The sequence below is a fragment of the Breoghania sp. genome, from assembly GCF_963674635.1.
Classification (GTDB): domain Bacteria; phylum Pseudomonadota; class Alphaproteobacteria; order Rhizobiales; family Stappiaceae; genus Breoghania.
Map to the genome: position 1 here is coordinate 3,328,717 of NZ_OY771475.1, position 25,631 is coordinate 3,354,347.

The 25,631-nt window shown below is 64.7% G+C and carries 22 protein-coding genes; 12 read left to right on the plus strand and 10 right to left on the minus strand.

The annotated features are described in order from the left end of the window. Nucleotides 1–21: 21 nt before the first annotated feature. The 7 genes from soxZ to ABGM93_RS14580 all read left to right on the plus strand — a co-directional run bounded on the left by soxZ (nt 22) and on the right by ABGM93_RS14580 (nt 7,123). Nucleotides 22–348, plus strand: coding sequence for a thiosulfate oxidation carrier complex protein SoxZ (soxZ, locus tag ABGM93_RS14550; RefSeq protein WP_321500644.1), 327 nt, complete (start codon nt 22–24; stop codon nt 346–348). Between the two features lie 31 nt (nt 349–379). Continuing rightward, nucleotides 380–1,249, plus strand: a complete 870-nt coding sequence (soxA, locus tag ABGM93_RS14555) for a sulfur oxidation c-type cytochrome SoxA (protein ID WP_321500648.1) — start codon at nt 380–382, stop codon at nt 1,247–1,249. A gap of 161 nt (nt 1,250–1,410) precedes the next feature. Next, complete coding sequence (soxB, locus tag ABGM93_RS14560) at nt 1,411–3,105, plus strand: thiosulfohydrolase SoxB (RefSeq protein ID WP_319774662.1); 1,695 nt, start codon at nt 1,411–1,413, stop codon at nt 3,103–3,105. A 35-nt stretch (nt 3,106–3,140) separates the two neighbouring features. Then, nucleotides 3,141–4,418 (plus strand): sulfite dehydrogenase, encoded by a 1,278-nt coding sequence (soxC, locus tag ABGM93_RS14565; protein WP_321500653.1) that lies wholly within the window; start codon nt 3,141–3,143, stop codon nt 4,416–4,418. Next, nucleotides 4,402–5,082 carry a cytochrome c gene (locus ABGM93_RS14570; protein ID WP_321500656.1) on the plus strand — a complete coding sequence of 227 codons (681 nt, stop codon included), beginning with the start codon at nt 4,402–4,404 and terminating at the stop codon, nt 5,080–5,082. Before soxC ends, ABGM93_RS14570 begins: the two co-directional genes overlap by 17 nt. 21 nt (nt 5,083–5,103) lie before the next feature. Further along, entirely contained in the window at nt 5,104–5,820 is a 717-nt protein-coding gene (locus ABGM93_RS14575) for a c-type cytochrome (RefSeq protein WP_321500660.1), read from the plus strand. A gap of 25 nt (nt 5,821–5,845) precedes the next feature. Beyond that, nucleotides 5,846–7,123: an NAD(P)/FAD-dependent oxidoreductase gene (locus tag ABGM93_RS14580; protein WP_321500664.1), complete on the plus strand. Its 1,278-nt coding sequence runs from the start codon at nt 5,846–5,848 to the stop codon at nt 7,121–7,123. 14 nt (nt 7,124–7,137) lie between these two features. Here ABGM93_RS14580 and ABGM93_RS14585 read toward each other — a convergent pair whose 3' ends face one another. The 5 genes from ABGM93_RS14585 to hemC form a co-directional block, all read right to left on the minus strand. Beyond that, on the minus strand, nt 7,138–7,560 hold the full coding sequence (locus ABGM93_RS14585) for a Fur family transcriptional regulator (RefSeq protein ID WP_319774657.1): 423 nt from the start codon (nt 7,558–7,560) through the stop codon (nt 7,138–7,140). Nucleotides 7,561–7,663: 103 nt separating this feature from the next. Beyond that, nucleotides 7,664–8,281, minus strand: a complete 618-nt coding sequence (locus ABGM93_RS14590) for a pyridoxamine 5'-phosphate oxidase family protein (protein ID WP_321500666.1) — start codon at nt 8,279–8,281, stop codon at nt 7,664–7,666. 147 nt (nt 8,282–8,428) lie between these two features. Continuing rightward, on the minus strand, nt 8,429–9,538 hold the full coding sequence (leuB, locus tag ABGM93_RS14595; protein WP_321500668.1) for a 3-isopropylmalate dehydrogenase: 1,110 nt from the start codon (nt 9,536–9,538) through the stop codon (nt 8,429–8,431). A 168-nt stretch (nt 9,539–9,706) separates the two neighbouring features. After that, complete coding sequence (locus ABGM93_RS14600) at nt 9,707–10,411, minus strand: uroporphyrinogen-III synthase (protein ID WP_321500670.1); 705 nt, start codon at nt 10,409–10,411, stop codon at nt 9,707–9,709. A 13-nt stretch (nt 10,412–10,424) separates the two neighbouring features. Further along, on the minus strand, nt 10,425–11,348 hold the full coding sequence (hemC, locus tag ABGM93_RS14605; protein WP_321500672.1) for a hydroxymethylbilane synthase: 924 nt from the start codon (nt 11,346–11,348) through the stop codon (nt 10,425–10,427). 120 nt (nt 11,349–11,468) lie between these two features. On the opposite strand from hemC, the gene tsaD reads away from it, so the two are divergent. Then, nucleotides 11,469–12,614: a tRNA (adenosine(37)-N6)-threonylcarbamoyltransferase complex transferase subunit TsaD gene (gene tsaD, locus ABGM93_RS14610; protein WP_321500674.1), complete on the plus strand. Its 1,146-nt coding sequence runs from the start codon at nt 11,469–11,471 to the stop codon at nt 12,612–12,614. Next, entirely contained in the window at nt 12,611–13,603 is a 993-nt protein-coding gene (locus ABGM93_RS14615) for an NAD(P)H-dependent glycerol-3-phosphate dehydrogenase (RefSeq protein ID WP_321500676.1), read from the plus strand. Before tsaD ends, ABGM93_RS14615 begins: the two co-directional genes overlap by 4 nt. A 27-nt stretch (nt 13,604–13,630) precedes the next feature. Here the strand turns inward: ABGM93_RS14615 and ABGM93_RS14620 are convergent, their stop codons facing one another. Next, nucleotides 13,631–14,155, minus strand: a complete 525-nt coding sequence (locus ABGM93_RS14620) for a gamma-glutamylcyclotransferase (RefSeq protein ID WP_321500678.1) — start codon at nt 14,153–14,155, stop codon at nt 13,631–13,633. 221 nt (nt 14,156–14,376) lie between these two features. Here ABGM93_RS14620 and ABGM93_RS14625 point away from each other — a divergent pair, with 221 nt between their 5' ends. Continuing rightward, entirely contained in the window at nt 14,377–15,369 is a 993-nt protein-coding gene (locus ABGM93_RS14625; protein ID WP_321500680.1) for a DUF2125 domain-containing protein, read from the plus strand. Between the two features lie 6 nt (nt 15,370–15,375). Here the strand turns inward: ABGM93_RS14625 and ABGM93_RS14630 are convergent, their stop codons facing one another. From ABGM93_RS14630 to ABGM93_RS14640, 3 genes are read right to left on the minus strand one after another with little or no spacing between them, the layout of a single operon-like run. Next, nucleotides 15,376–18,729, minus strand: a complete 3,354-nt coding sequence (locus ABGM93_RS14630; RefSeq protein ID WP_321500682.1) for an error-prone DNA polymerase — start codon at nt 18,727–18,729, stop codon at nt 15,376–15,378. 13 nt (nt 18,730–18,742) lie between these two features. Then, nucleotides 18,743–20,299, minus strand: coding sequence for a DNA polymerase Y family protein (locus ABGM93_RS14635; RefSeq protein ID WP_321505921.1), 1,557 nt, complete (start codon nt 20,297–20,299; stop codon nt 18,743–18,745). Beyond that, nucleotides 20,250–21,218, minus strand: coding sequence for a hypothetical protein (locus ABGM93_RS14640; RefSeq protein ID WP_321500684.1), 969 nt, complete (start codon nt 21,216–21,218; stop codon nt 20,250–20,252). The genes ABGM93_RS14635 and ABGM93_RS14640 overlap by 50 nt, the downstream gene beginning before the upstream one ends. A 599-nt stretch (nt 21,219–21,817) precedes the next feature. On the opposite strand from ABGM93_RS14640, the gene ABGM93_RS14645 reads away from it, so the two are divergent. Next, nucleotides 21,818–23,206 carry a lipopolysaccharide biosynthesis protein gene (locus ABGM93_RS14645; RefSeq protein WP_321500686.1) on the plus strand — a complete coding sequence of 463 codons (1,389 nt, stop codon included), beginning with the start codon at nt 21,818–21,820 and terminating at the stop codon, nt 23,204–23,206. Next, the gene (locus tag ABGM93_RS14650; RefSeq protein WP_321500688.1) at nt 23,182–24,465 is read left to right on the plus strand and encodes a GNAT family N-acetyltransferase; all 1,284 of its coding nucleotides are present in this window, start codon (nt 23,182–23,184) and stop codon (nt 24,463–24,465) included. Before ABGM93_RS14645 ends, ABGM93_RS14650 begins: the two co-directional genes overlap by 25 nt. Before the next feature lie 67 nt (nt 24,466–24,532). Here the strand turns inward: ABGM93_RS14650 and ABGM93_RS14655 are convergent, their stop codons facing one another. After that, nucleotides 24,533–25,630: a GTP-binding protein gene (locus ABGM93_RS14655; RefSeq protein WP_321500690.1), complete on the minus strand. Its 1,098-nt coding sequence runs from the start codon at nt 25,628–25,630 to the stop codon at nt 24,533–24,535. Between the last annotated feature and the right edge of the window lies 1 nt (nt 25,631).

The window sequence follows — 25,631 nt, forward strand, 5'->3', positions numbered from 1 at the left end:
GCTATTTGAAGGAGAGCCGTCATGGCTAATGTGAAACCCCGCGTGAAGCTGCCCAAGAAGGCGGACAAGGGCGAGATCATCACGATCAAGACGCTGATCAGCCATCCCATGGAGTCCGGCCAGCGCAAGGACAAGAGCGGAAACGTCATTCCGCGTCAGATCATCAATACCTTCAAGTGCACGTTCAATGGACAGGAGGTCTTCTCCTGCGACATGGACCCCGCCATCTCGGCCAACCCGTATATCGAGTTCACGGCCAAGGTGGAGGAAAGCGGAACGTTCGCGTTCACCTGGCAGGACGACGACGGAAGCGTCTACACCAAGGACGAGAAGATCACGGTCAAATAACGGACGGCCCGTGGTCGGGGGGAGGAAGCCTATGGGAGGAAGGCACTTGAAGAAGGCAATCTTGACGGGCGCGGCTGCGCTCGCGCTTGTCGCCACGGCGGCAGGCAGCTTCGCCGAGCCCGTGGATGATCAACTGGTCATTGACGGGGAAATCGAAATGGTCACCCGCGTCAAGACGCCGGAGGGCCACCCCCTGGAGGAGGCCACGTCCGGCTGGCTATACCGCACCAAGGAAACGCGGGCGCTGGAAGCCGATACGTTCGAGAACCCCGGCATGCTCTATGTGGAGCGTGGCGAGGAGATCTGGAACACGGTGGAGGGGGCGGCGGGAAAGTCCTGTGCGGAATGCCACGGTGATGCCGCGGAGAGCATGAAGGGGGTGGGCGCGCATTACCCGAAATGGAATGCGGCTGCGAAAAAGCCCTTCAATCTGGAACTCCAGATCAATGCCTGTCGCGAAGCCAACATGCAGGCCGAGCCCTACAAGTTCGACGCCGCCGACCAGAAGGCGCTCGTCACCTATATCAAGCACCAGTCCCTCGGCATGCCGGTTGAGGTCAATCTCGATGCGGGCGAGATGCAGGCCTGGTGGGAGAAGGGCAAGGAAACATATTACACCCGCACCGGCCAGCTGAACCTGTCCTGTGCGAACTGTCATGAGAATTACAACGGCAAGTACATCCGGGCCGACCATCTCAGCCAGGGCAATACCAACGGGTTTCCCACCTACCGGCTGAAACAGGCGAACATGGTGTCCTTGCACAATCGTTTCCGCGGTTGCATCCGCGATACGCGCGGTGCGCAGCCCAAGGCTTTCTCCGACGAACTGATGGCGCTGGAGGTCTATGTGGCCTGGCGCGGAACGGGGCTTTCGGTGGAAACACCGGCGGTCCGTCAGTAGGCACTAGACAGGCGAACGGGCCGGGCGCGCCAATCCCGAAACGATCTGAAGCGGCGCGCTCCGCCCGTCGGACCTAGCAAGAAATCGGCAACGGCTTGTCCGGTGCGCGCGGTGTCGTGTGCCAACGGGAAAGCCATGCCTTGAGGCGAGAAGGTTTCAGCATGTTCTCCAGACGCGAATTCCTGATGGCGGCGACCGCCGCAAGCGCGGTGTTGGGTTCCGGGATGGCGGGACGCTGGTCACGCGTGATGGCGCAACAGGGGCTCAGCGAGGATGCGCTTGTCTCGATGAAGCCGGTGGGCAACCTGACCCTTGTCCACATCACCGACATTCACGCCCAGCTCAAGCCGATCTATTTCCGCGAGCCGTCGATCAATCTCGGCGTCGGTCCGGTCGCCGGCAAGCCGCCGCATGTCACCGGGGCGGATTTCCTCAAGCTCTACAACATCGAGGCCGGATCGCCCGACGCCTATGCGCTGACATCGGAAGATTTCACTTCGCTTGCCAGGGCCTATGGGCGCATGGGCGGCATGGACCGAGTGGCCAGCGTCATCAAGCGGATCCGCGCGGAACGCGGGGAGGACAATGTGGTCCTGCTCGACGGCGGCGACACCTGGCAGGGCTCCTACACCGCGCAGCAAACGCAAGGCGCGGACATGATCGAGGTGATGGAGGCGCTGAGCCCCGACGCCATGACCGGTCATTGGGAATTCACCTATGGAACCGACCGGGTTCAGGAGGCGATCGACAGCCTGTCCTTCCCGTTCCTCGGTTCAAACATCTATGACAACGAGTGGGACGAACCCGCCTTCGAGCACACGGCCATGCTGGAGCGCGGCGGCACCAAGGTCGCCGTTATCGGTCAGGCCTTCCCCTATACGCCGATCGCCAATCCGCGCTGGATGATCCCCGGCTGGTCCTTCGGGATCCGCGAGGAGGACATTGCCAAGCACGTGGAGGATGCGCGCGCGGACGGCGCCGAGGTCGTCGTCCTGTTGTCGCATAACGGCTTCGATGTGGATCGCAAGCTTGCCTCCCGTGTCCCCGGCATCGACGTCATCCTGACCGGTCACACCCATGATGCGCTGCCCGAGCCTGTCATGGTCGGCAAGACGCTGGTGGTGGCTTCCGGGTCCAACGGCAAGTTCGTCTCGCGCGTCGATCTCGATGTGCGCGACGGGCGCGTCGCCGACTGGGCCTATCGCCTGATCCCGGTCTTCTCGGATGTGATCACGCCGGATGCGGAGATGGCTGCGCTCATCGACAAGGTGCGCGCGCCTTATGAAGCGGAGCTGGCGCGCGAGCTTGCCACGACGGATTCGCTTCTGTTCCGGCGCGGCAATTTCAACGGCACCTTCGATGATCTGATCTGCCAGGCGCTGCTTGAGGAACGCGATGCGGAGATCTCCCTGTCGCCCGGTTTCCGCTGGGGCACGAGCGTGCTGCCCGGTCAGGCGATCACGGTGGAGGACCTGCACAATGCCTGCGCCATGTCCTATCCGGCGGCCTATCGCTCCGCCATGAGCGGCGCGACGCTGAAAGACGTTCTGGAGGATGTGGCCGACAATCTCTTCAACGCCGATCCCTATTACCAGCAGGGCGGCGACATGGTCCGTGTCGGCGGCATGGGCTACACGATCGACCCCTCGGCCGAAATGGGGTCGCGCATTTCCAACATGACGGTGCTTTCAAGCGGCGAGCCGGTCGATCCGGCGCGCGACTACACGGTCGCGGGCTGGGCGTCGGTCAATGAGGGCACGGAGGGGCCTGCGATCTGGGAGGTGGTGGAGAATTATCTCACCCGCACCGGCACCGTCGCCCTGCCAGAAAACCAGTCGGTCAAGGTGGTCGGCTGATGCGAGACGAGACGAGACGCGTTCAAGGGACGAGGATGATGGAGACGAAGGACAAACCGGCCATGCGGCTGGACAGGCGCGGTTTTCTGAAGGCCGGGCTTGCTGCTGGCGGCGCCGCCGCGCTGGGCGGATCTGCCGTGGCAGCCGAAAGCGATCCGCTCATCACCGAGGTTCAGGACTGGAACCGCTATCTGGGCGCGGGTGTGCAGGCCGCCCCCTATGGCATGCCGTCCGAATATGAGGCCGAAGTGGTCCGGCGCGACGTGGAGTGGCTGACGGCATCGACCGAAAGCTCGATCAATTTCACGCCGCTGCATGAACTCGATGGCATCATCACGCCGAACGGGCTGTGCTTTGAGCGCCATCATGGCGGTGTTGCGGATATCGCGCCCGCCGATCATCGCCTGATGATCAATGGTCTGGTGGACAAGCCGCTTGTCTTCACCATGCAGGACCTGATGCGTTTTCCGCGTGAAAACCGCGTCTACTTCCTCGAATGCGCGGCCAATTCCGGCATGGAATGGCGCGGCGCGCAGCTCAATGGCTGCCAGTACACCCATGGGATGGTCCACTGTGTGATGTATACGGGCGTGCCGCTGAAGCTTCTGCTGGAAGAGGCGGGCGTGAAGACCAACGGCAAGTGGGTGCTGGCGGAAGGCGCCGACGCGGCGGCCATGACGCGCTCCATCCCGATGGAAAAGGCGCTGGACGATTGTCTCGTCGCGTTCAAGATGAACGGCGAGGCGCTGCGCCCCGAACAGGGCTATCCGCTGCGCCTGTGCGTTCCCGGCTGGGAAGGCAACATGTGGGTGAAGTGGCTTCGCCGTCTGGAAGTGGGCGATCAGCCCTGGCACCAGCGCGAAGAGACCTCCAAGTACACGGACCTTCTGGCCAACGGGAAGGCGCGCCGTTTCACCTGGGTCATGGATCCGAAGTCGGTGATCACGAGCCCCTCGCCGCAAAAGCCGATCACGCATGGCAAGGGGGCGCTGGTGATTTCGGGCCTTGCCTGGTCGGGCAATGGCAAGATCTCGCGGGTGGATGTTTCGCTCGATGGCGGGCGCAACTGGAAGAGCGCGCGCATCGACGGGCCGAGCCTGTCCAAGTCGCTGCACCGCTTCTATCTCGATATCGAGTGGGATGGCTCGCCGTTGCTGCTGCAGTCGCGCGCCCTCGATGAGCACGGCTTCTATCAGCCGACGAAAAACGCGCTTCGCGCCGAACGCGGCGAGAATTCCATCTACCACAACAATTCGATCCAGACCTGGCATGTGAAGGCGGACGGGACGGTTGAAAATGTCGAAGTTTCTTAAATCCCTGGTCGTTGTCGTCACAACGTCGACCGCTGTCCCGGCGCTGGCCGGGGAGGGCGGTCATTTCGGACTGGGCCGTGCTGCGACGCCGGACGAGATTTCCGCCTGGGACATCGATATTCGCCCCGACGGCGCGGGATTGCCGGAAGGGCGCGGCACGGTTGCGCAAGGCGAGGAAATCTTCACCGAGCAATGTGCCGTCTGTCACGGCGATTTCGGCGAGGGCACGGGCCGCTGGCCGGTTCTGGCCGGTGGTCAGGGCACGCTCACCCATGAGCGGCCCGAAAAGACGATTGGCTCCTACTGGCCGTATCTTTCCACCGTCTACGACTATGTCCGCCGCGCCATGCCCTATGGCAATGCGCGCTCGATGACGGATGACGAGGTCTACGCGCTGACCGCGTATCTGCTCTATCTGAACGATATCGTGACGGATGAAGAGTTTGAACTCTCCAGGGAGAACTTCATCGAGATCCATCTGCCGAATGAGGCGAATTTCATCGAAGACGGGCGTCCCGACGAGCCGTTCAACGAGAAGAAGACCCCGCTCTGCATGACGGATTGCAAGGACAGCGCGGTTGAAGTGACCATGCGGGCGCGCATTCTCGATGTGACGCCGGGAAGTGCCGACGATGACGGTGCTGCCGGCGGGGCGGTCGACTGACGCGCAGGGGAGGGCAATAGGATGCGGCAGCGAGGACGGTTGGCCGCTCTGGCATGCGTTCTTGCCGTGATCGGATCTGCGGGAATTGCCGCCGAACCGTCCCGCCCGGGCGATGCAGAACGCGGCAAGGCCGTGTTCTCCGCCTGCAAGGGATGCCATCAGGTGGGCGCGGATGCGCGAAACGGCATCGGTCCCCACCTTGATGGCCTTTTCGGGCGCGTCGCCGGATCTCTGGACGGCTTTTCCTATTCCAGCGCCCTGCGTCGTCACGGGGCTGACGGTCTCGCGTGGGGCCGGGACAGCCTCGGCACTTATCTCCGCGACCCTCAGGTGATGATCCCCGGCACGCGAATGTCCTTTCGCGGCATGGAGGATGCGGCAGCCCGTGCCGATCTCATCGCCTATCTGGAAAAAATCACTGCAAGCGCGCCAGCAAGCGACCCGGCTCCGGTCGAGGAACATCGCGCGGAAATCGGATCGGCCGCCATGGGCCTTGTCGGCGATCGGGCTTACGGTGAATATCTGGCGAGCGAATGCCTGACCTGCCACCAGCAATCGGGCCGCACGGATGGTATTCCCTCCATCGTCGGATGGCCCCGGGAGGCGTTCATCCGCGTGATTTTCGAATACAAGACCAATGTGCGCAGGCATCAGGTGATGCAGCTCATGACCGCCAATCTCGGCAATGAGGAGATTGCGGCGCTGGCGGCCTATTTCGGCGGGCTCGATCCGCAATAAGTCTTTTTAATGGGGAGGAATGACGATGACGGGTCTTTCAAGGCGACAGTTCGGACTTCTCGCCGGGGCCGCGATCACAACGCTCGCGGCTCCTTCCATCGTGCGGGCATCCGGTGTGCCGAAGGTGGTTGTCGTGGGCGGCGGTCCGGGAGGGGCGACGACGGCGCGCTACATCGCGAAGGATGCCCGTGATGCGGTGGATGTCACGCTGATCGATGCCAATCCGCGCTACACGACCTGTTTCTTTTCCAACCTCTATCTCGCAGGCATGCGCAGCTTCGAATCCATCACCCATGGCTATGATGCGCTTGAGGCCAATTACGGGATTTCCTTCGTCAACGCCCGCGCCGCGGCGGTGGAGCGGGACGCGAAAGAGGTCGTGCTGGCCGACGGTTCCCGCGTTCCCTACGACCGGCTCGTCATTGCTCCGGGCATCGACGTGATCCATGAGAGCGTTCCGGGCTATTCCAGGCAAGCGGAAGAAATCATGCCCCATGCCTGGAAGGCGGGGCCGCAGACCCAGCTTCTGAAACAGCGTCTGGATGCGCTGGAAGACGGGCAGCAGATCGTCATGGTCGCGCCGCCCAACCCGTATCGGTGCCCGCCGGGCCCCTATGAACGCGCGTCCATGTTCGCCCATGTGCTGAAGGCGCGCGGGCACACCCGCTCGCGCATCATCATTCTCGATTACAAGCCGAAATTCTCCAAGCAGGCTCTTTTCGCCGAAGGCTGGGAGGAATTCTATCCGGGCATGATCGAATGGTACGGGCCGGACGTTCACGGCGGCATTCTGGGGGTTGATCCGGAAGCCGGCACGGTGGAAACGGATTTCGATACCTTCACCGGTGCGCTCGTCAACGTGATCCCCGCGCAGAAGGCCGGGATCATCGCGCGCGAGGCTGGGCTTGCCGATGACAGCGGTTTCTGTCCCATCGACGCCGCGTCCATGCGGTCCGCCTTGGATGACAACATCTTCATTCTGGGCGATGCGTCCATTGCCGGGGCCATGCCGAAATCGGCCTTTTCCGCAAACAGCCAGGCCAAGGTGGCGGCGATGAATGTGCGCGGTGATCTCGTCGGCTCGAAGATCTTCCCGGCGCGGTTCACCAATACCTGCTGGAGCCTGATTGAGACCGACAACGCCGTGAAGGTGGGCGGCCAGTATGCGCCGGGGGCAGACGGCATCGCCTCCACCTCGACCTTCATCAGCCAGATCCACGAACCGGCGGATCTGCGCAAGACCAACGCCGAAGAGGCTGTCGGCTGGTATCAGGGCATCACGGCGGACATTTTCGGGGCCTAGCAATCGGATCGGGGCTAGCGCCGCTTGCGGCCGTAAAGCTCCAGGCGGTGATGGACGATCTCGTAGCCGAGCCTTCGGGCGATTTCTTCCTGCAGCTCCTCGATCCTGTTCGAGGTGAACTCGATCACGTCACCGGTCTCGATATCGATCAGGTGATCATGGTGGGAGCTGTCGGCCTGCTCGAAGCGCGAGGGGCCGCCTTCGAATGTGTGACGGCGGATGGCGCCCTTGTCTTCGAGAAGCTTCATCGTGCGGTAGACGGTGGAGAGCGAAATGCTGGCATCCACGCGAACCGCGCGGCGGAAAATCGCCATCGCGTCGGGGTGGTCGTCGCGTTCGGCCAGGATTTCGAGGATGACCTTGCGCGGGCGGGTGATGCGTACACCTGCCGCGCGCAGGATCCGTTCGTAATCGCTCTGGTTCGATTCATCCGCCATGGCTGCAAAATATCCAGTTGAGAAGCGTTTGCAAGTGCGGCGGGGTCCGGCTGCGTGTTCAATCCGTGCAAGGTGGCAGCCGGCATGGGCCGGCCGCGCCGGATCAATAGATCGTTTTGGCCATGTGCTCGGGGTAATTCGCATCATAGGCCGCCGCATCGAAGGCGTCATCGAGCGCCTTGATGATCGTTCCCGTGGATGGCAGGCGGTCCCGCTCGATCTGGGTTTCGCGGGCCCAGAGCCGGGAGCGTGCGAGCGCTTTCTGGCATTGGAAATAGACGCGATCCACACTGACGTTCAGGACGGTGGCCGGGGTCTTGCCGTTGATGGCGAAGGTGGCGCAGAGGTCGGGGTCGGTCGTGATCTCGGCCCGGCCGTTGATCCGCAGGGTTTCGCCGATGCCGGGTATCAGGAACAGCAGCGAGACGCGCGGATCGCGCACGATGTTGCGAAGCGTATCGATGCGGTTGTTGCCGCGCCGATCCGGGATCTGAACGGTCTTGTCATCGCGCACATGCACGAAGCCCGCCGGATCGCCACGCGGCGAACAATCCAGCCCCTCTTCGCCCACGCTTGCGATCACCACAAAGGGCGCGGCTTCGATGAAGGCGCGATAGTGATCGGAAATGTGGTCGAGTTCCTTGATCAGAGATCTGTGCGCCGGCTCTCCGTAAATGCCTTCAAGCGCCTCCATCGTGGTGACGGCATGTGGATCGGTCATGATTTCCTCCCAAAATCGGTCAAGTTGCCCGGGAACGCGGATTGCTCTGGCCCAAACAGAAAAGGGCCACCCATTTCCGGACAAGTTGCCTGAAACGGATGGCCCTGTGGGTGCGAACAAGTCCCGTCCTTGCGGGAGAGGTGGCTATCAGGCCAGCGCTTCGATTTCCGCCAGGATCGCATCGCCCATCCGGGTGGTGCCGACCTTGGTCATGCCTTCGCTCATCAGGTCGCCGGTGCGCAGGCCCTTGTCGAGGGCGGCGGAGATCGCCTTCTCGACCAGGTCGGCTTCTTCCACGAGGCCGAAGGAGTAGCGCAGCGCCATCGCGAAGGAGGCGATCATGGCGATCGGGTTCGCGGCGCCGGTGCCTGCGATGTCGGGAGCGGAGCCGTGGACCGGCTCGTACATGGCCTTGCGCATGCCGGTCTTGGCGTCGGGCGCACCCAGCGAAGCGGAAGGCAGCATGCCCAGGGAGCCGGTCAGCATGGCGGCGATATCGGAGAGCATGTCGCCGAACAGGTTGTCGGTCACGATGACGTCGAACTGCTTGGGAGCGCGCACAAGCTGCATGCCGCCGGCATCGGCCAGCATGTGGGTCAGCTCAACGTCCTTGTACTTGGCGTCATGGACGGCGGTGACGACTTCGTTCCACAGAAGGCCCGACTTCATCACGTTGCGCTTTTCCATCGAGCAGACCTTGTTCTTGCGCGTGCGGGCAAGATCGAAGGCGACACCGGCGATGCGTTCGATTTCGAACGTGTCATAGACCTGCGTGTCGATGGCGCGCTTCTGGCCGTTGCCGAGATCGGTGATCGTCTTCGGCTCGCCGAAATAGACGCCGCCGGTCAGCTCGCGCACGATCAGGATATCGAGGCCTTCGACGATTTCCGGCTTCAGCGAGGACGAGGCGGCCAGCGCCGGGTAGCAGATGGCCGGGCGCAGGTTGGCGAAAAGCTCCAGATCCTTGCGCAGACGCAGAAGACCGGCTTCCGGGCGCTTGTCATAGTCGACGCCGTCCCATTTGGGGCCGCCCACCGCACCGAAGATCACCGCATCCGCGGCCATGGCCTTGGCCATGTCCTCTTCGGAGATGGCTTCACCATGCGCATCATAGGCTGCGCCGCCCACGAGGCCTTCCTCGATCTCGAAGCTCACGGTGCCCTTTTCATTGAACCAGCTGATGATCTTCTTCACTTCAGCCATGATTTCGGTGCCGATGCCGTCACCGGGGAGCAGCAGGAGATTGTGCGTTGCCATGGGAGTTTCCGCGCCTGTTTGAGAAATTCGTGCAGGAATTGCTAGAGCCTGACAGGGCGGTTGGCAAGACTGGGCAGGGCGCTTGCGGTACGCCTTGGCCGGAAAGGTGAGGGGAAGCGGACCGGCGGTGTATCTCGCAAGGTGAGGACGGGCCGTTGCGGCGCGTCGTCAGGCGGCAAGAAGGTCGAGCAGAGAGGGCTCGTCGGGGTAGGACGCCACTGAAACGCGCGCGCCGGCCCGTTCCAGCGCGGCTCCGGCGTTTTCGGAGATGGCCAGCACATGCAGGGTGGCAGGATCGATGCCTGCCGTTTTGAGGGCATGGACAAAGGCTTCGCCGGTGCGCTTGGAATAGATCAGCACCCGGTCGATTGCGCCCTGCAGCATCGCTTCGCGGATATCGGCGGGCAGGGCCTCAACCATGCGGGCGCGGTAAAGCTCCACGAGGCGGACGGAAAAACCGGCGGCCTCCAGGGCCTGGTCGAGTTCGCCGCGCCGTTCGCAACCACAGGGATAAAGGATGGTCCCGGCGGACGGGGCGAGCCCGTCAATGGCCGCCTTGGCAAGCGAGGTCGCATCACCGGCTGCGGCGGCGACCGCGGTGAACCCGGCCGCGCGCAGCGCCTGTGCCGTTCTTTCGCCAACGGCAAAGGCGGTCTTAGCCCGCAGTTCCGCGCATTCGCGGCGCTTTCCCAGTTCCTCCACCGCCCGCGCGCTGGTCACAGCAAGGGCGGCGATATCATGGGTGGGAAAGGGCGGCGCATCGACCGGCTCGATCCGCAGCATCGGCGCGATCAGCGCCTCATGCCCGGCCTCACGCAGGAGCGCGGCGGTCGCACGGGATTGATCTTGCGGTCTGGTGAGCAGGATGCGCATGCCGTCCGCCTGTCTATTCGGCCAGGAAGCCGGGGCCGGCCGCAGCCTTCAGCGCCAGGCCGAGATCTGCCCCCATCGCGGCGGCATCTGCAATATTCGCCTCGCGCACGCCTTCGTGGCACAGGCTGCCATCGGGCTTCAGGATGAGGCCGCGCAGTGTCACCGTGCTGTCGGCAATCCGTGCCAGACCCGCGATCGGTGTGCGGCAGGAGCCATCCAGTTCCCGCAGGAATGCGCGTTCGGCTGTCAGGCAGATGGCGGTCTCTTCATGATGGATCGCGGCCAGAAGCGCGCCGATCCGCTCATCCCCGATGCGGCTTTCGATGCAGATCGCGCCCTGTCCAACCGCCGGCAGGAAGGAATCTTCGTCAATCACCGACGTGACCACATCGCCGAGCCCCAGCCGTTTGAGGCCCGCATAGGCGAGCAGGGTGGCGTCAACGACACCTTCGGCCAGCTTTTCAAGCCGTCTTTGCACGTTACCGCGATAGGTCACGACTTCAAGATCGGGCCGCAGGCGCTTTACCATGGCCTGACGGCGCAGCGAGGCGGAGCCGACAACCGCGCCTTGCGGCAGGTCGAGAAGCGTCGACGCCTTGGGCGAGATGAAGGCGTCGCGCACATCTTCGCGCGGCAGAAAAGCGGAGATTTCCAGCCCGTCCGGCAGCAGCGTCGGCATGTCCTTTGACGAATGGACCGCAAAGTCGATATCACCGGAGAGAAGCGCGTCTTCGATTTCCTTGGTAAAAAGGCCCTTGCCACCAACCTCCGACAGCGCACGATCGAGAATTCTGTCGCCGGACGTCTTGATGATCGCAATCTGGAAGGCTTCCTCCGGCAGGCCGTGGGCCTTCATAAGCCGATCGCGTGTCTCATGAGCCTGGGCAAGCGCCAGCGCACTGCCGCGCGTGCCGATCCGGACAGGTTTCGATTGCAATGATCTTGTTCCCGGGTTAGGGCCGCTTGCGTCCGGCTCGTGGAGAACCGAAAAAGAAGCGGCGACAAGTTGGCCGGCGAGACCGGCAGACAGAGCGTAATGATAAGGCCCGAAGGCGCCATGTCCAATGAGCTAGCCGGAGACGACCCGGCACTGCAAACAAATTTCGCACCGGCAGATGTGGCGGGGGCACTCGTGCTCGGAATCGAGACGAGTTGCGACGAGACCGCAGCTGCCGTCATCCGCCGAAACGCCGACGGAACCGGCGAGATCCTGTCCAATATCGTGCGATCCCAGATCGAGGATCATGCGGCTTTTGGCGGCGTCGTTCCGGAAATCGCGGCGCGCGCGCATATCGCGCTGCTGGACGGGCTGGTGCGCACCGCCATGGATGAGGCCGGGGTCGCGTTCGACGATCTCGACGCCGTGGCGGCAACCGCCGGGCCCGGGCTCATCGGCGGCGTCATCGTGGGGTTGATGACCGCCAAGGCGATCGCACTGGCCGCCGACAAGCCGCTTGTCGCGGTCAACCATCTGGAAGCCCACGCATTGACGGCGCGGCTTACCGACCATGTTTCCTTTCCCTACCTGATGCTTCTGGTTTCCGGCGGCCACACGCAATTCGTGTTGGCGCGCGGGGTCGGCGACTATGTCCGCCTCGGCTCCACCATCGACGATGCGCTGGGCGAGGCCTTCGACAAGACGGCCAAGCTCCTGGGGCTTGCCTATCCGGGCGGGCCTGCGGTGGAACGGGCCGCGAAGACGGGCAACGGCTCGCGGTTCGATCTGCCGCGCCCGTTGCTCAATCGCCCCGGTCTCGACATGTCCTTTGCCGGTCTGAAGACGGCTGTCCGCGTGGCGGCGGAGCGCGCCGCCCCCTTGAGCGATCAGGATGTGGCGGATCTGTGTGCCTCCTTTCAGGAAGCCGCCGCCGATGTGGTCTCGCAGCGTGCGGGGCGGGCGCTGGCGCTGTTTGAGGAGGAATATCCGGGCGTGGAGCCGGTGCTCGTCATTGCGGGGGGAGTGGCTGCGAACCAGCGCATCCGCGACGGGCTTGAACAGGCCGCGGAAGCTGTGGGGGCACGGCTCGTTGCGCCGCCGCCGCAGCTTTGCACCGACAATGGCGCGATGATCGCCTGGGCGGGGGCGGAGCGGTTCGTGCTCGGCCTGGTGGATGAACTGGATGTCAGCCCGCGCCCGCGCTGGCCGCTGGACGCGACGGCGCAGCCGATGCTCGGAGACGGGCGCAAGGGAGCGAAGGTATGAGATTTCAAAGGATCGGTGTCGTGGGCGGTGGCTCATGGGGCACGGCGCTGGCGCTGGTCGCCGCGCGCGCCGGGCGCGATGTCTCGCTCTATGCGCGCGATGCGGAGACGGTCTCCTCCATCAATGCCTCCCGCCAGACCCCGCGCCTGCCCGGCATCACGCTTGATCGGCCGATCAAGGCGACGGGAGACCTGGCGCAGGCGGTCGATGCGGATGCGGTGCTGCTCGTGACCCCGGCCCAGACGACCCGCGCGCTGGCGGGGCAAATGGCGCCTTTCCTTCGTGCCGGTACGCCGGTGGTGCTGTGTGCCAAGGGGCTCGAACATGGCTCGGGCAAGCTGCTGGGCGATGTGCTCGCCGAAACCTTGCCCGGCGCGTCGGTCGCGGTTCTCTCCGGCCCGAGCTTCGCCAGTGACGTGGCGCGCGGCCTGCCGACGGCGGTGACGGTCGCCGCTGGTGATGCGGACCTTGCCGACGATCTGGCCCGTGCGCTGGCCTGCGACAGTCTCCGGCCCTATTCCTCAACGGATCTTGTCGGTGTGCAGATCGGCGGCGCACTCAAGAATGTGCTGGCGATCCCTTGCGGGGTGATTGTCGGGCGCGGACTGGGCGCGAGCGCGCAGGCTGCCCTGATCGCCCGCGGCTTCGCGGAGCTTTCAAGGCTCGCCAAGGCCATGGGCGCGCAGAGCGAAACCCTGTCGGGGCTCTCGGGGCTGGGGGATCTGGTCCTTACGGCGTCCTCGCCGCAATCGCGCAACATGGCGTTCGGCATCGAGGTGGGCAGGGGGGGCTCTGTGGCCGAATTGACCGCGCCGGGCACAAAGCTCGTCGAAGGCGTTCACACCGCGCCAGTGGCGGTGGAGCTTGGCAGGCGGGAGGGCGTGGAGCTTCCGATCTGCGAGGTGGTGGCAAGTGTGCTGGCCGATGTGCTTTCCGTTGATGACGCGCTGCAAACGCTCATGAGCCGTCCGCTCAAACGCGAGATCTGATCCCGCGCCAGGCAGGGACGGCGAGGCTCAGGGCCGTGTGCGCAGGGCGTCTGCCAGCCAGTGCAGGCCGCTGTCATGGATGCCGAGTTCGTAGAGGTGGTCGGCGGTGTTCAGCACATAGTCGCGGTTGGGGCCGGACTGGCCGTGGCTGTCGCGCACGATTTCCAGCTGATGCTCCAGCGCAAGCGCGCCGGCATATTGTGCATGGCCGCGTTCCACCACATAGCTCAGCGCCTTGACGCGCCGCCCGTCATCGAGCGTCACGTCCCGGTAAACCTCGCGATAGACCATGGTGACCTGCTCGCGTTCGCGCAGATAGGCGATGACCTCGTCGCGGTTTTTCGCCTCGACGCGGAAGGCAAGGCCGCGGCAGGCGCCGCCGCGATCCAGCCCGAGCACGAGGCCGGGGCGGGCTTGTGTGCCGCGATGGACCCAGGAATAGACACAGAGCGAACGATGGGAGCCGCGCAGGAGGGCGGGGGCGGTTTCGACATGTGCGAAACCCGGACGCCAGATCAGCGATCCGTAGCCGAACACCCACAAGTCTTCCATGCGCTTTGCCTCTCCAATCTGGTTCCGGCAGATCTGCCGCAGCGAAAGCCTGCCGCTCTATCAGCGCCGCCGCGCAGGTGCAAGGCATGAGGGGGCTGCGGGGAGGCATTTGCGCGCACAGGCTATGATCCTGCGGGAAATTTGCTATTGCTCCGCCACCATGCTGCCGCCCTTGTCCGTCAGGGAAAGGGCGCACAAGTCAATTCAGGAATCGCCTGTCGATGAAAAGCCTTCGCCACACCTTTATGACCGCCGCCGTTCTTCTCGTGATCGGCGGCTGGTCCGCGTTCTGGTTCTATGCGTCGGGCATGGTGAAAGAGCAACTCGATGCCAGGCTCGCCCTTCTGGCGCAGCAAGGGGTGCAGATCTCCTGCGCGGACCGGGAGATTTCCGGCTATCCGTTCCGGATCGAGATTCACTGCGCCGCGACGGATGTGGCGCTTTCCGGCGGGGAACAGGTGTCCGTCGCGGGGTTCCGGGCCGTGGCGCTGATCTACAAGCCGTATCACATCATTTTCGAAGCCGACGCCCCGCTTGCCGCCCGCATGTCGCCGTTTGCGGCGAGCATCGAAGGCGGATGGACCATCGGTCACGCCAGTCTCGAACTGGATGACTGGGAGCTGAGCGAGGCTGCGCTTTCCTTCGAGGATCTGAATCTCGGCCTGCTCGGCGGTTCCACCTCGCAGAAGGCGACGGGCAAGCTTGCCGAACTGCATTTGCGCCGTGCATTGGATAATCCTCAAGCCGCCGATATCGCGCTGACGCTGAAGGACGTGACATTGGTCGGGACGGTCGCCAATGCCACTCCCTTCGATGGCGGTGTTCTGGTGCGCGTGCCGGATGGCCGCGATCTGCTGACGGGGAAGATCGAGGCGCGGGATCTCATCGGCCGGCCTCTCGATATTGAGGAGGTCTTTCTTTCCCGCGATGGCGCGCGGCTTGCCGCCCATGGCGAGCTGACGGTGACCCGTGAGGGGTTTCTTGAGGGCGAGCTGGACGTGAGCGCGGTGGAGCCCGGCCAGGTGGCAGGGCTGGTTGCGCCCTTCTATCCGGCCGATTCCAGGATCCCGATGGCCTTTCAGGGCGCGCTGATGGGGTTTGGCAAGAAAAGCGGGCCCGACGAGGCGGCCGCGGTCAGCGCGACACTCACCTTCCGCGATGGGATGATCCGCATCGGTCTTATCCCGATTGCGCAGATGACGCCGCTTTTCTGAAGTGAGCTAGTGGAAATTGCGCCCCTTGGGCATGACGGCGGCTGCGGGCGCCTGATCGCGGGCGGCGGGTTCCGGGCCACGGGGGTCGCCGATCAGGCTGCGGACACGGGCGCCGGGCTTCGGCTTGTGGCGGAAATCCTCAATGGGGCGTTTGACCTCGTCGCCGCGCGCGGTGGCATCCATGTCGCCCGCATCGCTTGAGAGAACCTGCAAGAGATCGCTCACGTCGCGAAGGTCGTGGGCGACCACGTGGATGACCCCTTCGGCCGATTGCAGCGTGCCGCGCACCTGAACGAAGCGCGCGCCCAGAACCACGGCGCGGAACTTCTCGAAGACCTTCGGCCAGACGATGATATTGGCGACGCCCGTCTCGTCTTCCAGCGTCATGAAGATGACGCCCTTGGCCGTGCCCGGTCGCTGGCGGATGAGCACCAGCCCGGCCACGCAGATATTCCGCCCCGAAGGTGTGGCGGCAAGGTCCGCATTGGGGCGCACACGGGCGCGGTGGAGATGGGCGCGCACGAAGGAAACCGGATGCGCCTTCAGCGACAGGCGCAGGTAGCGATAGTCGTTGACGACCTGTTCGCCCATCGGCATGGGCGGCAGGTCGGCGTCCGGCTCGCGGGTGAGATCGCCGTGATGCTCCACATCGAAGAGCGGCAGGAGATCGGCCTTCGCGCCGGTTTTCCCCTTGGCCAGCGCCCGCGCCGCCCACAGCGCCTCGCGCCGGTCCAGCCCGATGGAGCGGAAGGCGTCCGCATCGGCCAGCCGTTCGATGGTCGCCCGCGACAGCCCGGTGCGCAGCCACAGGTCGCGGATGGAATCGTAGCCCCGCCCGCGCGCTGCCGTCAGTTGTTCCATCTCGTTCTGTTTCAGCCCCTTCACCTGCCGGAGGCCCAGGCGCACCGCATGACGGGCCCGGCTGACGCCCGCCATGGCACGGTGGTTGGCGTGGAGCGGCGGGGCGGGCGCCTCCGGCTCGCGGGCTTCAAGATCGTTGTCCCAGCCGGAATGATTGATATCGACGGGCCGGATCTCCACGCCGTGTTCGCGCGCATCGCGCACGAGTTGGGCGGGCGCATAGAAGCCCATCGGCTGGGCGTTCAGGATCGCGGCGCAGAAGGCGTCCGGGTAGAAGCATTTCAGCCATGAGGAGGCATAGACCAGCAGCGCGAAGGAGGCGGCGTGGCTTTCGGGAAATCCGTATTCCCCGAAGCCCTCGATCTGGCGGAAGCAGCGTTCGGCGAAATCGCGCTCATAGCCGTTGGCGGCCATGCCCTCGATCATCTTGGTCTGAAAGGTGCCGATGGTGCCGACCCGGCGGAAGGTCGCCATGGCGCGGCGCAGGCGGTCGGCCTCCGACGGCGTGAAGCCCGCGGCGACGATGGCGATGCGCATGGCCTGTTCCTGAAAGAGCGGCACGCCCAGCGTCTTGTGCAGCACCGCGCGCAGCTCCTCCTTGGGATAGCTGACATCCTCCAGCCCCTGCCGCCTGCGCAGATAGGGATGCACCATGTCGCCCTGAATGGGACCGGGGCGCACGATCGCCACCTCGATGACGAGATCGTAGAATTCGCGCGGGCGCAGGCGCGGCAGCATGGTCATCTGCGCCCGGCTTTCCACCTGGAAGACGCCGACCGAATCGGCCCGGCACAGCATGTCGTAGACGGCGGGCACCTCCGCCGGGATGGTGGCGATGGTGAGGGGGAGGCGATAGTGGCGCTGCAACATCTCAAGCGCCTTGGAAATGGCGCTCAGCATGCCCAGTGCCAATATGTCGATCTTCATGATGCCGAGGGCATCTAGATCGTCCTTGTCCCATTCGATCACCGTGCGGCCCGGCATGGCCGCGTTCTGGATGGGGGCAAGCTCGTCAAGCCGTCCGCGGGTGATGACGAAGCCGCCCACATGCTGGGAGAGGTGACGGGGAAATCCGGCAATGGCGCGCGAAAGTTCCAGCACTTGCGAAAGCGTGTGTTCCTTCGGGTCGAGGCCTGCGCGAAGGGCGGCCTCCTGGGTTCCGCTTTTCGATGAGCCCCAGATCGTTCCGGCAAGGGCGGCGACCGCATCCTGCGACAGGCCGAAAGCCTTGCCGACCTCGCGCAGCGCGGAGCGGGCGCGGTAGGTGATGACGGTGGCGGCAAGGCCTGCGCGCTCGCGGCTGTAGCGGGCATAGATGTACTGAATCACCTCCTCGCGCCGTTCATGCTCGAAATCGACGTCGATATCGGGCGGTTCGCGGCGTTCCGGCGAGATGAATCGTTCAAAGAGCAGGTCGGCGCGCGCCGGGTCGACCTCGGTGATGCCGAGGCAGAAACAGACCGCGGAATTGGCCGCCGAACCACGCCCCTGACACAGGATCGCGCGCGAACGGGCAAAGCGCACAATGTCGAAGACGGTCAGGAAATAGGGCGCGTATTGCAGCTCGCGGATGAGGCCCAGTTCATAGCTGAGCGCGGCGCGCACCTTGTCGGGAACACCATCGGGGTAGCGCAGCCGCGCGCCTTCCTGCGTGAAATGTTCCAGGGCCGCTTGCGGGTCGGCAAAGCCTTCCACCGGCTCGTCCGGATATTCATAGGCGAGATCGTCCAGCGAGAAGGTGAGGCGCTCCAGAAGGCGCAGCGTCTCGTCGATGGCGTCTGGATGCGCGCGGAAAAGACGGGCCATGTCGGGCGCGGCTTTCAGGTGACGCTCGGCATTGGCCTCAAGCCGCCGTCCGGCCTCGCGAAGGGTGACATGCTCGCGGATGCAGGTGAGCACATCCTGAAGCCTGCGCCGGTGGGGGGCGTGATAGAGCACGTCATTGCTCGCCATCAGCGGCACCTCCGCCGCGCGCGCCATCTGGGCAAGGCCGGCCAGCCTGCGCCCGTCGCTCGGGCCGTGGGGCATGGTCGCGATGAGGCGGACGGCACCGGGAAAGGTGTCTGCGAGTGCGCGCAATGTCTCAAGGATGGGCGCCTTTGGGGCGGTCGGGCTTGCAGGCGGCATGACGCCCAGCTCCAGACCCTCGCCCCATGCGCGCAGATCATCGAGGGCCAGAAGGCACTGGCCCTTGGGCGCACGGCGATTGCCGAGGGTGAGAAGGCGCGTCAGGCGGCCATGGGCGGCGCGGTCGCGGGGCCAGGCAAGCACGTCGGGTGTGCCATCGGCAAAGACAAGCCTGCAGCCCGGCGCATAGCGTAAGCCTGCTTCCTTGGCGGCCAGATGGGTGCGCACGACGCCCGCCAGGGAATTGCGGTCGCACACGCCAAGTCCGGCAAGGCCCATCTGGGCCGCGGCAACGGCCAGTTCCTCCGGATGCGAGGCTCCGCGCAGGAAGGAGAAATTGGTGGCCGCACACAGTTCTGCATAGCGGGTCATGAAACCGGTCCACTCATGCGAAAAGCCCGTGCAGATACCAGCGTGGGGCGGCTGTCTCGCGCCCGTAAAGGCCCTCGCGATAAAGCCAGAAGCGCCGTCCCGTCGTGTCCTCGACGCGGAAATAGTCGCGGGTGGGCGCGTCCGCACCACGGCTCCACCATTGTGCGGCGAGCCGTTCGGGGCCCTCGCTTCTGGCGATTTCGTAGAAAGCACGACGCCAGCGGAACCGAAGCGGCGGGCCATCGGGCACACCTGCAACCGTTTCCACCGGTTCGGCGCGCTCCAGAAGGCGCAAGGGGCGAGTGGGACCGGCCCCGCCGGTCGCCTCGGCAATCCAGAAAAGCGCGTCTTCGCGCGCAAGGGCGGCGGGCACACTTGCGCTTCTGTGTTCCGGCAGGTGGGTGTCGCAGGGCAGGAAACGGGTGACCGCGCGAAGGCCGAGGCGTGCGCCGAGACGATCGATCAGGTGGGCAAGCGCGTCGGCCTGCGCCGCTTCCTCGCCCATGCCGATCTGGGTGCCGTCGTCGCGCTGGCTTTCCAGAACCGACAGACGCAGCAGATCGAAGCCGAAGCCCGCATCGAGCTCATCGCCCGCCTTGCGCAGCTTCTCTGCGAAAAGCGAGAGCACCCGGGCGGGGCTGCGCAAGGGCGCGCCGGTTCCCACGACCAGTCTGCGCACCGCGCCATCGACGCGAAAGAGCGTGAATTCCAGCGCGCGCGCGCCAAGGCCTGCCTTTTCCAGTCGCCGGGCGAGCAGGGAGGCGAGATGGCGGAGCGCCTCGCGCACATCCTCCTCGCGCGCAATGGGCTCCGCCAGGCGTCGTTCGACGGAAAGCTGGGCGACGGCCATGCGCGGGGAGATCGGTTCCTCGGCAAAGCCCATGGCCTGGTCGAGCCGGGTGATGAGACCCGGCCCGAAGCGGCTGGCAAGCGGCGCGCGCGGGCGATCGGCGATATCGCCGATGCGTTTCAGGCCGACGCGATCAAGAGCCGCCACCGTGTCCGGCTCCAGCCGCAGGGCGCAAAGCGGCAGGGGGAGCAGGGCCTCGCGGGTCTCGCGCGGGGGGATGCGGATCGCACCTTGAAGGCCGGGACGTCCGCCGAAGCGCGCCACCGCCCAGGCCGCGCCCGGCGTATCGGCCAGACCGGCGCGCACCGCGAAGCCTTGAGCGCGCAAGCGGGGTGCCAGATCATCGAGCAGGGCGCGTTCGCCGTCGTCCCCATTCTTGCGGTCGGCAAAGAGATGGGCGCAGCCGGAGATGTCGAGAAGCAGGCCATCGGGCGGATCAAGAGCGACCAGAGGGGTGTAGCGGTCGCACCAGTCGGCGATGTGTTCCACAAGGGCGGCATCGGCCTGAGGGTCCGCATCATGGGCAATGAGATCGGGCACACGGGCGCGGGCATCGGCCAGCGGTTCGCCGACACACAGGCCCCGTCGCGCGGCAATGGCGTCAACCGCCGCGATCCTGAGCGCGCCTTTCGCTTCCTCCACGATGATATGGGGTCGGTCGGACGTGGGCTCACCGGCCGCGCCCGCCAAAGCGCAGGCGGATGAGTTCGCCGCCGACATGCGCGGTCCCGCTGTCGCCTTGCGGGCGATCCTGTCGGTCGCAAGGCGCGGCAGCCACAGGCTCAAGATGCGTTGCCGTCCGGAAGATGCGCTCATCGCAGTCCCACTCCAGATCGAATGCGGCGGGCTTGCCCGCGCGGTTCCGTTCCAGCCGCACCCGCCATGCGGGGAAGCCCAATTCACGTTCACAACCCGGTTCCGCTTCATCCGTGGCGGCATCCGGCTGTGGGCCGGCGGAGGCGCGGCTCGGCCCATTGGCGATGCGCCAGCGCGTGGCCGCGGCTCCCGGTGTCGAGGGGGCGGCGTGGCTGACCAGAAACCCCGTGACGCCCCCTTCTGCGGCGCGCAGTGCAAGGCGGCGCGAGGCGGTGAGATCAAGCGCGCGCGGGGCTTGAAGGAATTCCCCGATCACGCCGACCAGGCCTGCGCAGCCAAGGCCCTCCTCCAGCGCCCACAACGTGTCGCCGGGGCTGTGCGTACGCACTTCGATGATCCTGTCCGGATCGAGCCCGAACTGCGCCAGACCCGCCGCATGGAGCCGTCCGGCCTCCATCGGCACACTGGCATCCGAGACCCAGAGCAGGGCGCCGGGGCAGGCGAAGGCGAGCCGGGTTACCAGCGCCAGTGCGAACCCCGCTGCCGCCCCCGCCTGACGCGTCTCGTCGCTGACGATTTCGTGCAGCGCGCCGCAGGCAAGGCCCGCTTCCAGTCCTGTCCCCGCCAGCACCGCGCCAAAACCGGGATCGAAGCGGCGCGCGGGGGCGGAAAGGCCGGTCGTCCCACCGGCGCCCAGGCGTTGTCCGTCATCCCTTGCCGCGGGGGCCATGGACCGCGATTTCGGGCGCACAGAGCCGCTTTCCAGTTGCGCGATTCGTCGTCGAAGCTCGGCAAGATCCGGCTCCGCCTGAGCGCCAGCCATCGCCGCACCTCATGTTTGTTCCTGTTATGTTCTATTAGATTCCAACAAGAGCGCACGGAGTCAAGCGGACAGAAACGACAAGCCCGGACGCTGTGCACAGGAGATGGATGAGGGGATGGGGGGGCCGGAAAATGCCGGGGCAAGGCCACATCGCAGCGGTGGACAAGGGCGTGGAAAACGCCGCTCTGGACCGCCGTCTGGCATTGGATTTTCGGGTGACGTGGGACGGTTGGAGGCGGCGGCAGTCGCAATCGGGGGGACCGCCGAAGGTGGCAAGGGGGCCTGGAGCTCCCACGTTACGTGCCTGAACGTTATTCTATCGGGGTGTGATAATCGTATGATGATCCACGGGTAACCGGGGGAGGTGTTGCCTCGGGACGCAGCGTGAGGCCTCTGCGAACGGTGTTCCGGCAAGGTGCGATCAGATATAGAAAATTAAGGTCAATGTGTCATTTCTTGCATGTTTTTAAATTGCGTCCTGCGATGGCGGGAGGTTGTGGCCTGCGATAGGGGCTCGCCGGCTTCAAGAACAGGGACGGTTCATGACGATCTTTCCGCATGCCGGAGGTCCGCGTACGCCGAAGTTGGATCAGAACAATTTGGATCAGAAGAATACTGACACGGCGGGCGAGACGGTTGGTCTTGTCGGACGCATCCGCGCAATTCTCGGCAGTACGACCGATTCCGCAAAAGCGCAGCGCATGGCCCTGTTCACCTTTGGGGTGCGCATTCTGGGCGCGGCGCTTGCCTATGGTCTTCAGGTGTTTCTCGCGCGCTGGATGGGCAGCCACGAATACGGCATCTATGTCGTGGTGTGGACGGTGGTGATCATTCTGGGCGTCATCGCGCCGATCGGTTTCAATTCCGCCGTGCAGCGGTTGATCCCGGAATATCTGGCCACCGGCAAGCTTGATCTTCTGCGCGGCGTTCTCAGTGCCAGCCGCATCATCGCGGTGACGGCGGCCACCCTATTGATGCTGGTCGCGATGGCGATCGTCTGGATCGGGTCCGACCACATTCCCGATTACTACATCATGCCAGCCTATCTGGCGGCGCTGTGTCTGCCCATGTTCACCCTGACCGATGTTCAGGAAGGGATCGCGCGGGCGCGCGACTGGGGCGATCTGGCGATGTTGCCGACCTATATCTGGCGACCGCTTCTGATCTTCGTGGGGGCCGTCGCCGCCAGCCTTGCCGGGTTTTCACACACCGCCACCACCATTTGCATCGTGGCGATTGTCGCGACCTGGTGCGTCGCCCTGCAGCAGCGTTTCGCCATGAACCGCCGTCTGCGTGGTGTCGTGGAGGCGGGGCCGAAACTCTGGACGCCGGGCGACTGGATGCGCCTGTCCCTGCCGATCTTTCTGGTGGAGGGCTTCTTCACGCTGCTGACCAGTGCCGATGTTCTCATGGTCAGCTATTTCGCACCGCCCGATGAGGTGGCGGTCTATTACGCCGCCGCAAAGACGCTGGCGCTCGTGCATTTCGTCTACTATGCGGTCAAGGCGGCCTCGGCCCATCGCTATTCGCGCTTTCATCACAGCGGTGATCATGAGGGACTGGCGGACTATGTGCGCCAATCGGTACGCTGGACCTTCTGGCCCTCGCTGGCCTGCGCGGGGCTGCTGGTGCTGTTCGGTGAGTATATTCTCCAGCTTTTCGGCAAGGATTTCACCGGCGGTCATGCCATTCTGTCGGTTCTGATGGTCGGTGTGCTGGCGCGCGCCTCCGTCGGTCCGGTGGATGCGCTTCTGACCATGGCCGGTGAGCAGAAGCGTTGCGCGGTTGCCTATGCGGCGGCCTTTGCGGTGAATGTCATCCTGAACGTGACGCTCATTCCGCTCTATGGTCTCATCGGGGCTGCCATCGCGACGGCGATCTCCATGTGCTTTGAAGCCTCCAGTCTGTTCTGGGTGGCCCGCAGGCGACTGGGGATCCACTCGTTCATCTGGACGCGGCTTTCGTGGCAAAAGCCGGATGCGACCTGACGCAACGCGAAGGCGATGCGCGAGGGGTGCGCGACCATGGTGGACGGGCCATGGAAGAGGAGGGGACGATGGACAGGGACGACATGATGCCCGCAGAAGGCGACGCGCCACTGGCGGCTCCGGTCGCGATTTCCGCGCTCGAACCTTTGTTGATGACACCGATGGAAGCGGTGGAGGAGGCCGGGGCCTGGGCCGAGCTGGCGGAGCAGGCGATGGAGCCCAATCCGTTCTTCCGACCGGAATTCCTGTTGTCCTACCTGCATCATGTGGAAAGCGAACCAATCACCATCGCGGCGGTGCGCAGGCGTGGCGGCGGCGGACTGGCCGGGTTGATGCCCCTTGGTCGCAAGCCGCTGGGGCTGGCCTGGAAGACGCCGCATGTCTGGACCCATGCCTACGCTCCCCTCGGCACCCCGCTTCTTTGTGCCGATTGTGCCCAGGCGGCGGCTGAAAAGCTTCTCCGGGTGGTCATGTCACACGTGGGAACGTTTCTCGCCATGCCCCAGCAGAGGCTGGACGGAGCGGTCGCCGCAGCCTTTCGCGATGCGGCAGCGGCAGCGCGCCTGAAACTCGACGATACCGCTCACTACGAACGTCCGGTCCTGTCCCTTGAGGGCACGATGGAGGCGTTTCTGCAGCGGATTTCCGGACAGCGGCGTCGACGCTACGCCAAGGGATACCGGCGTCTCAAGGAGCAGGGGCACCTGGTGCGCGATCACCTGAGCGGGGCGCAGGCCGTGGAGGCGTTCGAGGCGTTTCTGGAGCTGGAACAGTCCGGCTGGAAAGGCGAAAGCGCAACGGCGCTCGCCAGCAACCCCTATCACGCGGCCTTCGCACGCGAAGCGGTTCAGGAATTTGCGGCTTCGGGCAAGCTGCTTGTAGACCGGCTGCGGCTCGATGAACGCACGATTGCCGCTGTGGTCGCCTTCCGGGACGGGCCGCGCGTCTATGAGTGGAAGATCGCCTTTGATGAGGAACAGGCCAGCCAGTCGCCCGGCGTTCAGGTCGTGCTTGCGGCGATGGAGAAGTATTTCGCCATCGACGGCCTGCTGGAGGTGGATTCACTCTCCGGCCAGGCTCCATCGCTCATCGACGGAATGTGGAAAGACCGCGAAATTTTCGGGACTATGCTCATAGCGGGAGGTCGCGGGGCGGGCGCGCGCATGGCCATGGCCCATGCCGATATCGCGGCCTACGAGACCGCCCGACGCAGCGCCAAGGGGGTGCTTTCGCGCCTCGGCAAGAGGCGAAAGGGCTGAGAGACGGCAAGATCCGGGCGAAAAGTGTCTTTCGATCGGATCTTGCGTGTTCCGGATGAGAATTTTCTCAGGCCGCGCAGGCGGCAAAATGGGCTTCCAGCATTTCCACCGGAAGGTCGCGCCCGATGAAGACGAGGCGGCTTTCGCGTTTCTCCCCGTCCTTCCATGCGCGCTGATGGTCGCCTTCCACGATCATGTGAACCCCCTGCAGTACATAGCGATCGTCATCTCCGGCAAAGGCCAGGATGCCCTTCAGGCGCAGGATGTTCGGGCCCTGCATCTGGGTCGTCTGCTGGATCCAGGGGAAGAATTTCTGCGGATCCAGCTCACCGGCGGTGAGGGAAATGCTCTTCACGCCATGCGGGTCGTCATGATGATGGTGGTGATGGCCGTGATCATGGTGGTGCTGATCGTGCCCATGATCGTGGTCATGCCCGTGCTCATGGTCATGATCATGATCATGGTGGTCGTGGTCGCAGTTCGGGCCGCAGACATGACCGTCCTCGGCGAGGAAATTCGGGTCGAGCGACAGGATACGGTCCAGATCGAAGGAGCCGCGGTCGAGAATCTTGCCGAGATCGATGGAGCAGCGTTCCGTCTTGTGGACGATGGCATAGGGATTGATCGCGTGGATCGCTCCTTCCACGTCGCGCAGTTCGCCGTCGGAGACGAGATCGGTCTTGTTGAGCAGGATCACATCGGCAAAGGCGATCTGGTCGGCCGCCTCGTCGGTGTCGGCGAGCCGCGCGGGCAGGTGCTTGGCGTCGACCACGGCCACCACCGCGTCGAGCTTGGCGGCCTGGCGCACGTCCTCGTCCATGAAGAAGGTCTGGGCGACGGGGGCAGGGTCGGCGACACCGGTCGTTTCCACCAGAATGGCGTCGAAAGCCCCTTTGCGCTTCATCAGATTCTCCACCGTGCGGATCAGGTCGCCGCGCACGGTGCAGCAGATGCAGCCATTGTTCATCTCGAAGATTTCTTCGTCCGATTCCACCAGCAGATCGTTGTCGATGCCGATTTCGCCGAATTCGTTGACGATCACCGCGTACCGCTTGTCATGGTCCTCGGTGAGGATGCGGTTCAAGAGCGTGGTCTTGCCGGAGCCCAGATAGCCGGTCAGCACGGTGACGGGGATCTGGCGCTCGCTGGACGGGGTTGCGGACATG

Bases quoted from the DNA above. Each gene is read 5' to 3' on its own strand.
- soxZ (WP_321500644.1), top strand. From the start codon at position 22: ATGGCTAATGTGAAACCCCGCGTGAAGCTGCCCAAGAAGGCGGACAAG.
- soxA (WP_321500648.1), top strand. From the start codon at position 380: ATGGGAGGAAGGCACTTGAAGAAGGCAATCTTGACGGGCGCGGCTGCG.
- soxB (WP_319774662.1), top strand. From the start codon at position 1,411: ATGTTCTCCAGACGCGAATTCCTGATGGCGGCGACCGCCGCAAGCGCG.
- soxC (WP_321500653.1), top strand. From the start codon at position 3,141: ATGATGGAGACGAAGGACAAACCGGCCATGCGGCTGGACAGGCGCGGT.
- ABGM93_RS14570 (WP_321500656.1), top strand. From the start codon at position 4,402: ATGTCGAAGTTTCTTAAATCCCTGGTCGTTGTCGTCACAACGTCGACC.
- ABGM93_RS14575 (WP_321500660.1), top strand. From the start codon at position 5,104: ATGCGGCAGCGAGGACGGTTGGCCGCTCTGGCATGCGTTCTTGCCGTG.
- ABGM93_RS14580 (WP_321500664.1), top strand. From the start codon at position 5,846: ATGACGGGTCTTTCAAGGCGACAGTTCGGACTTCTCGCCGGGGCCGCG.
- ABGM93_RS14585 (WP_319774657.1), bottom strand. From the start codon at position 7,560: ATGGCGGATGAATCGAACCAGAGCGATTACGAACGGATCCTGCGCGCG.
- ABGM93_RS14590 (WP_321500666.1), bottom strand. From the start codon at position 8,281: ATGACCGATCCACATGCCGTCACCACGATGGAGGCGCTTGAAGGCATT.
- leuB (WP_321500668.1), bottom strand. From the start codon at position 9,538: ATGGCAACGCACAATCTCCTGCTGCTCCCCGGTGACGGCATCGGCACC.
- ABGM93_RS14600 (WP_321500670.1), bottom strand. From the start codon at position 10,411: ATGCGCATCCTGCTCACCAGACCGCAAGATCAATCCCGTGCGACCGCC.
- tsaD (WP_321500674.1), top strand. From the start codon at position 11,469: ATGTCCAATGAGCTAGCCGGAGACGACCCGGCACTGCAAACAAATTTC.
- ABGM93_RS14615 (WP_321500676.1), top strand. From the start codon at position 12,611: ATGAGATTTCAAAGGATCGGTGTCGTGGGCGGTGGCTCATGGGGCACG.
- ABGM93_RS14620 (WP_321500678.1), bottom strand. From the start codon at position 14,155: ATGGAAGACTTGTGGGTGTTCGGCTACGGATCGCTGATCTGGCGTCCG.
- ABGM93_RS14625 (WP_321500680.1), top strand. From the start codon at position 14,377: ATGAAAAGCCTTCGCCACACCTTTATGACCGCCGCCGTTCTTCTCGTG.
- ABGM93_RS14630 (WP_321500682.1), bottom strand. From the start codon at position 18,729: ATGACCCGCTATGCAGAACTGTGTGCGGCCACCAATTTCTCCTTCCTG.
- ABGM93_RS14635 (WP_321505921.1), bottom strand. From the start codon at position 20,299: ATGTCGGCGGCGAACTCATCCGCCTGCGCTTTGGCGGGCGCGGCCGGT.
- ABGM93_RS14640 (WP_321500684.1), bottom strand. From the start codon at position 21,218: ATGGCTGGCGCTCAGGCGGAGCCGGATCTTGCCGAGCTTCGACGACGA.
- ABGM93_RS14655 (WP_321500690.1), bottom strand. From the start codon at position 25,630: ATGTCCGCAACCCCGTCCAGCGAGCGCCAGATCCCCGTCACCGTGCTG.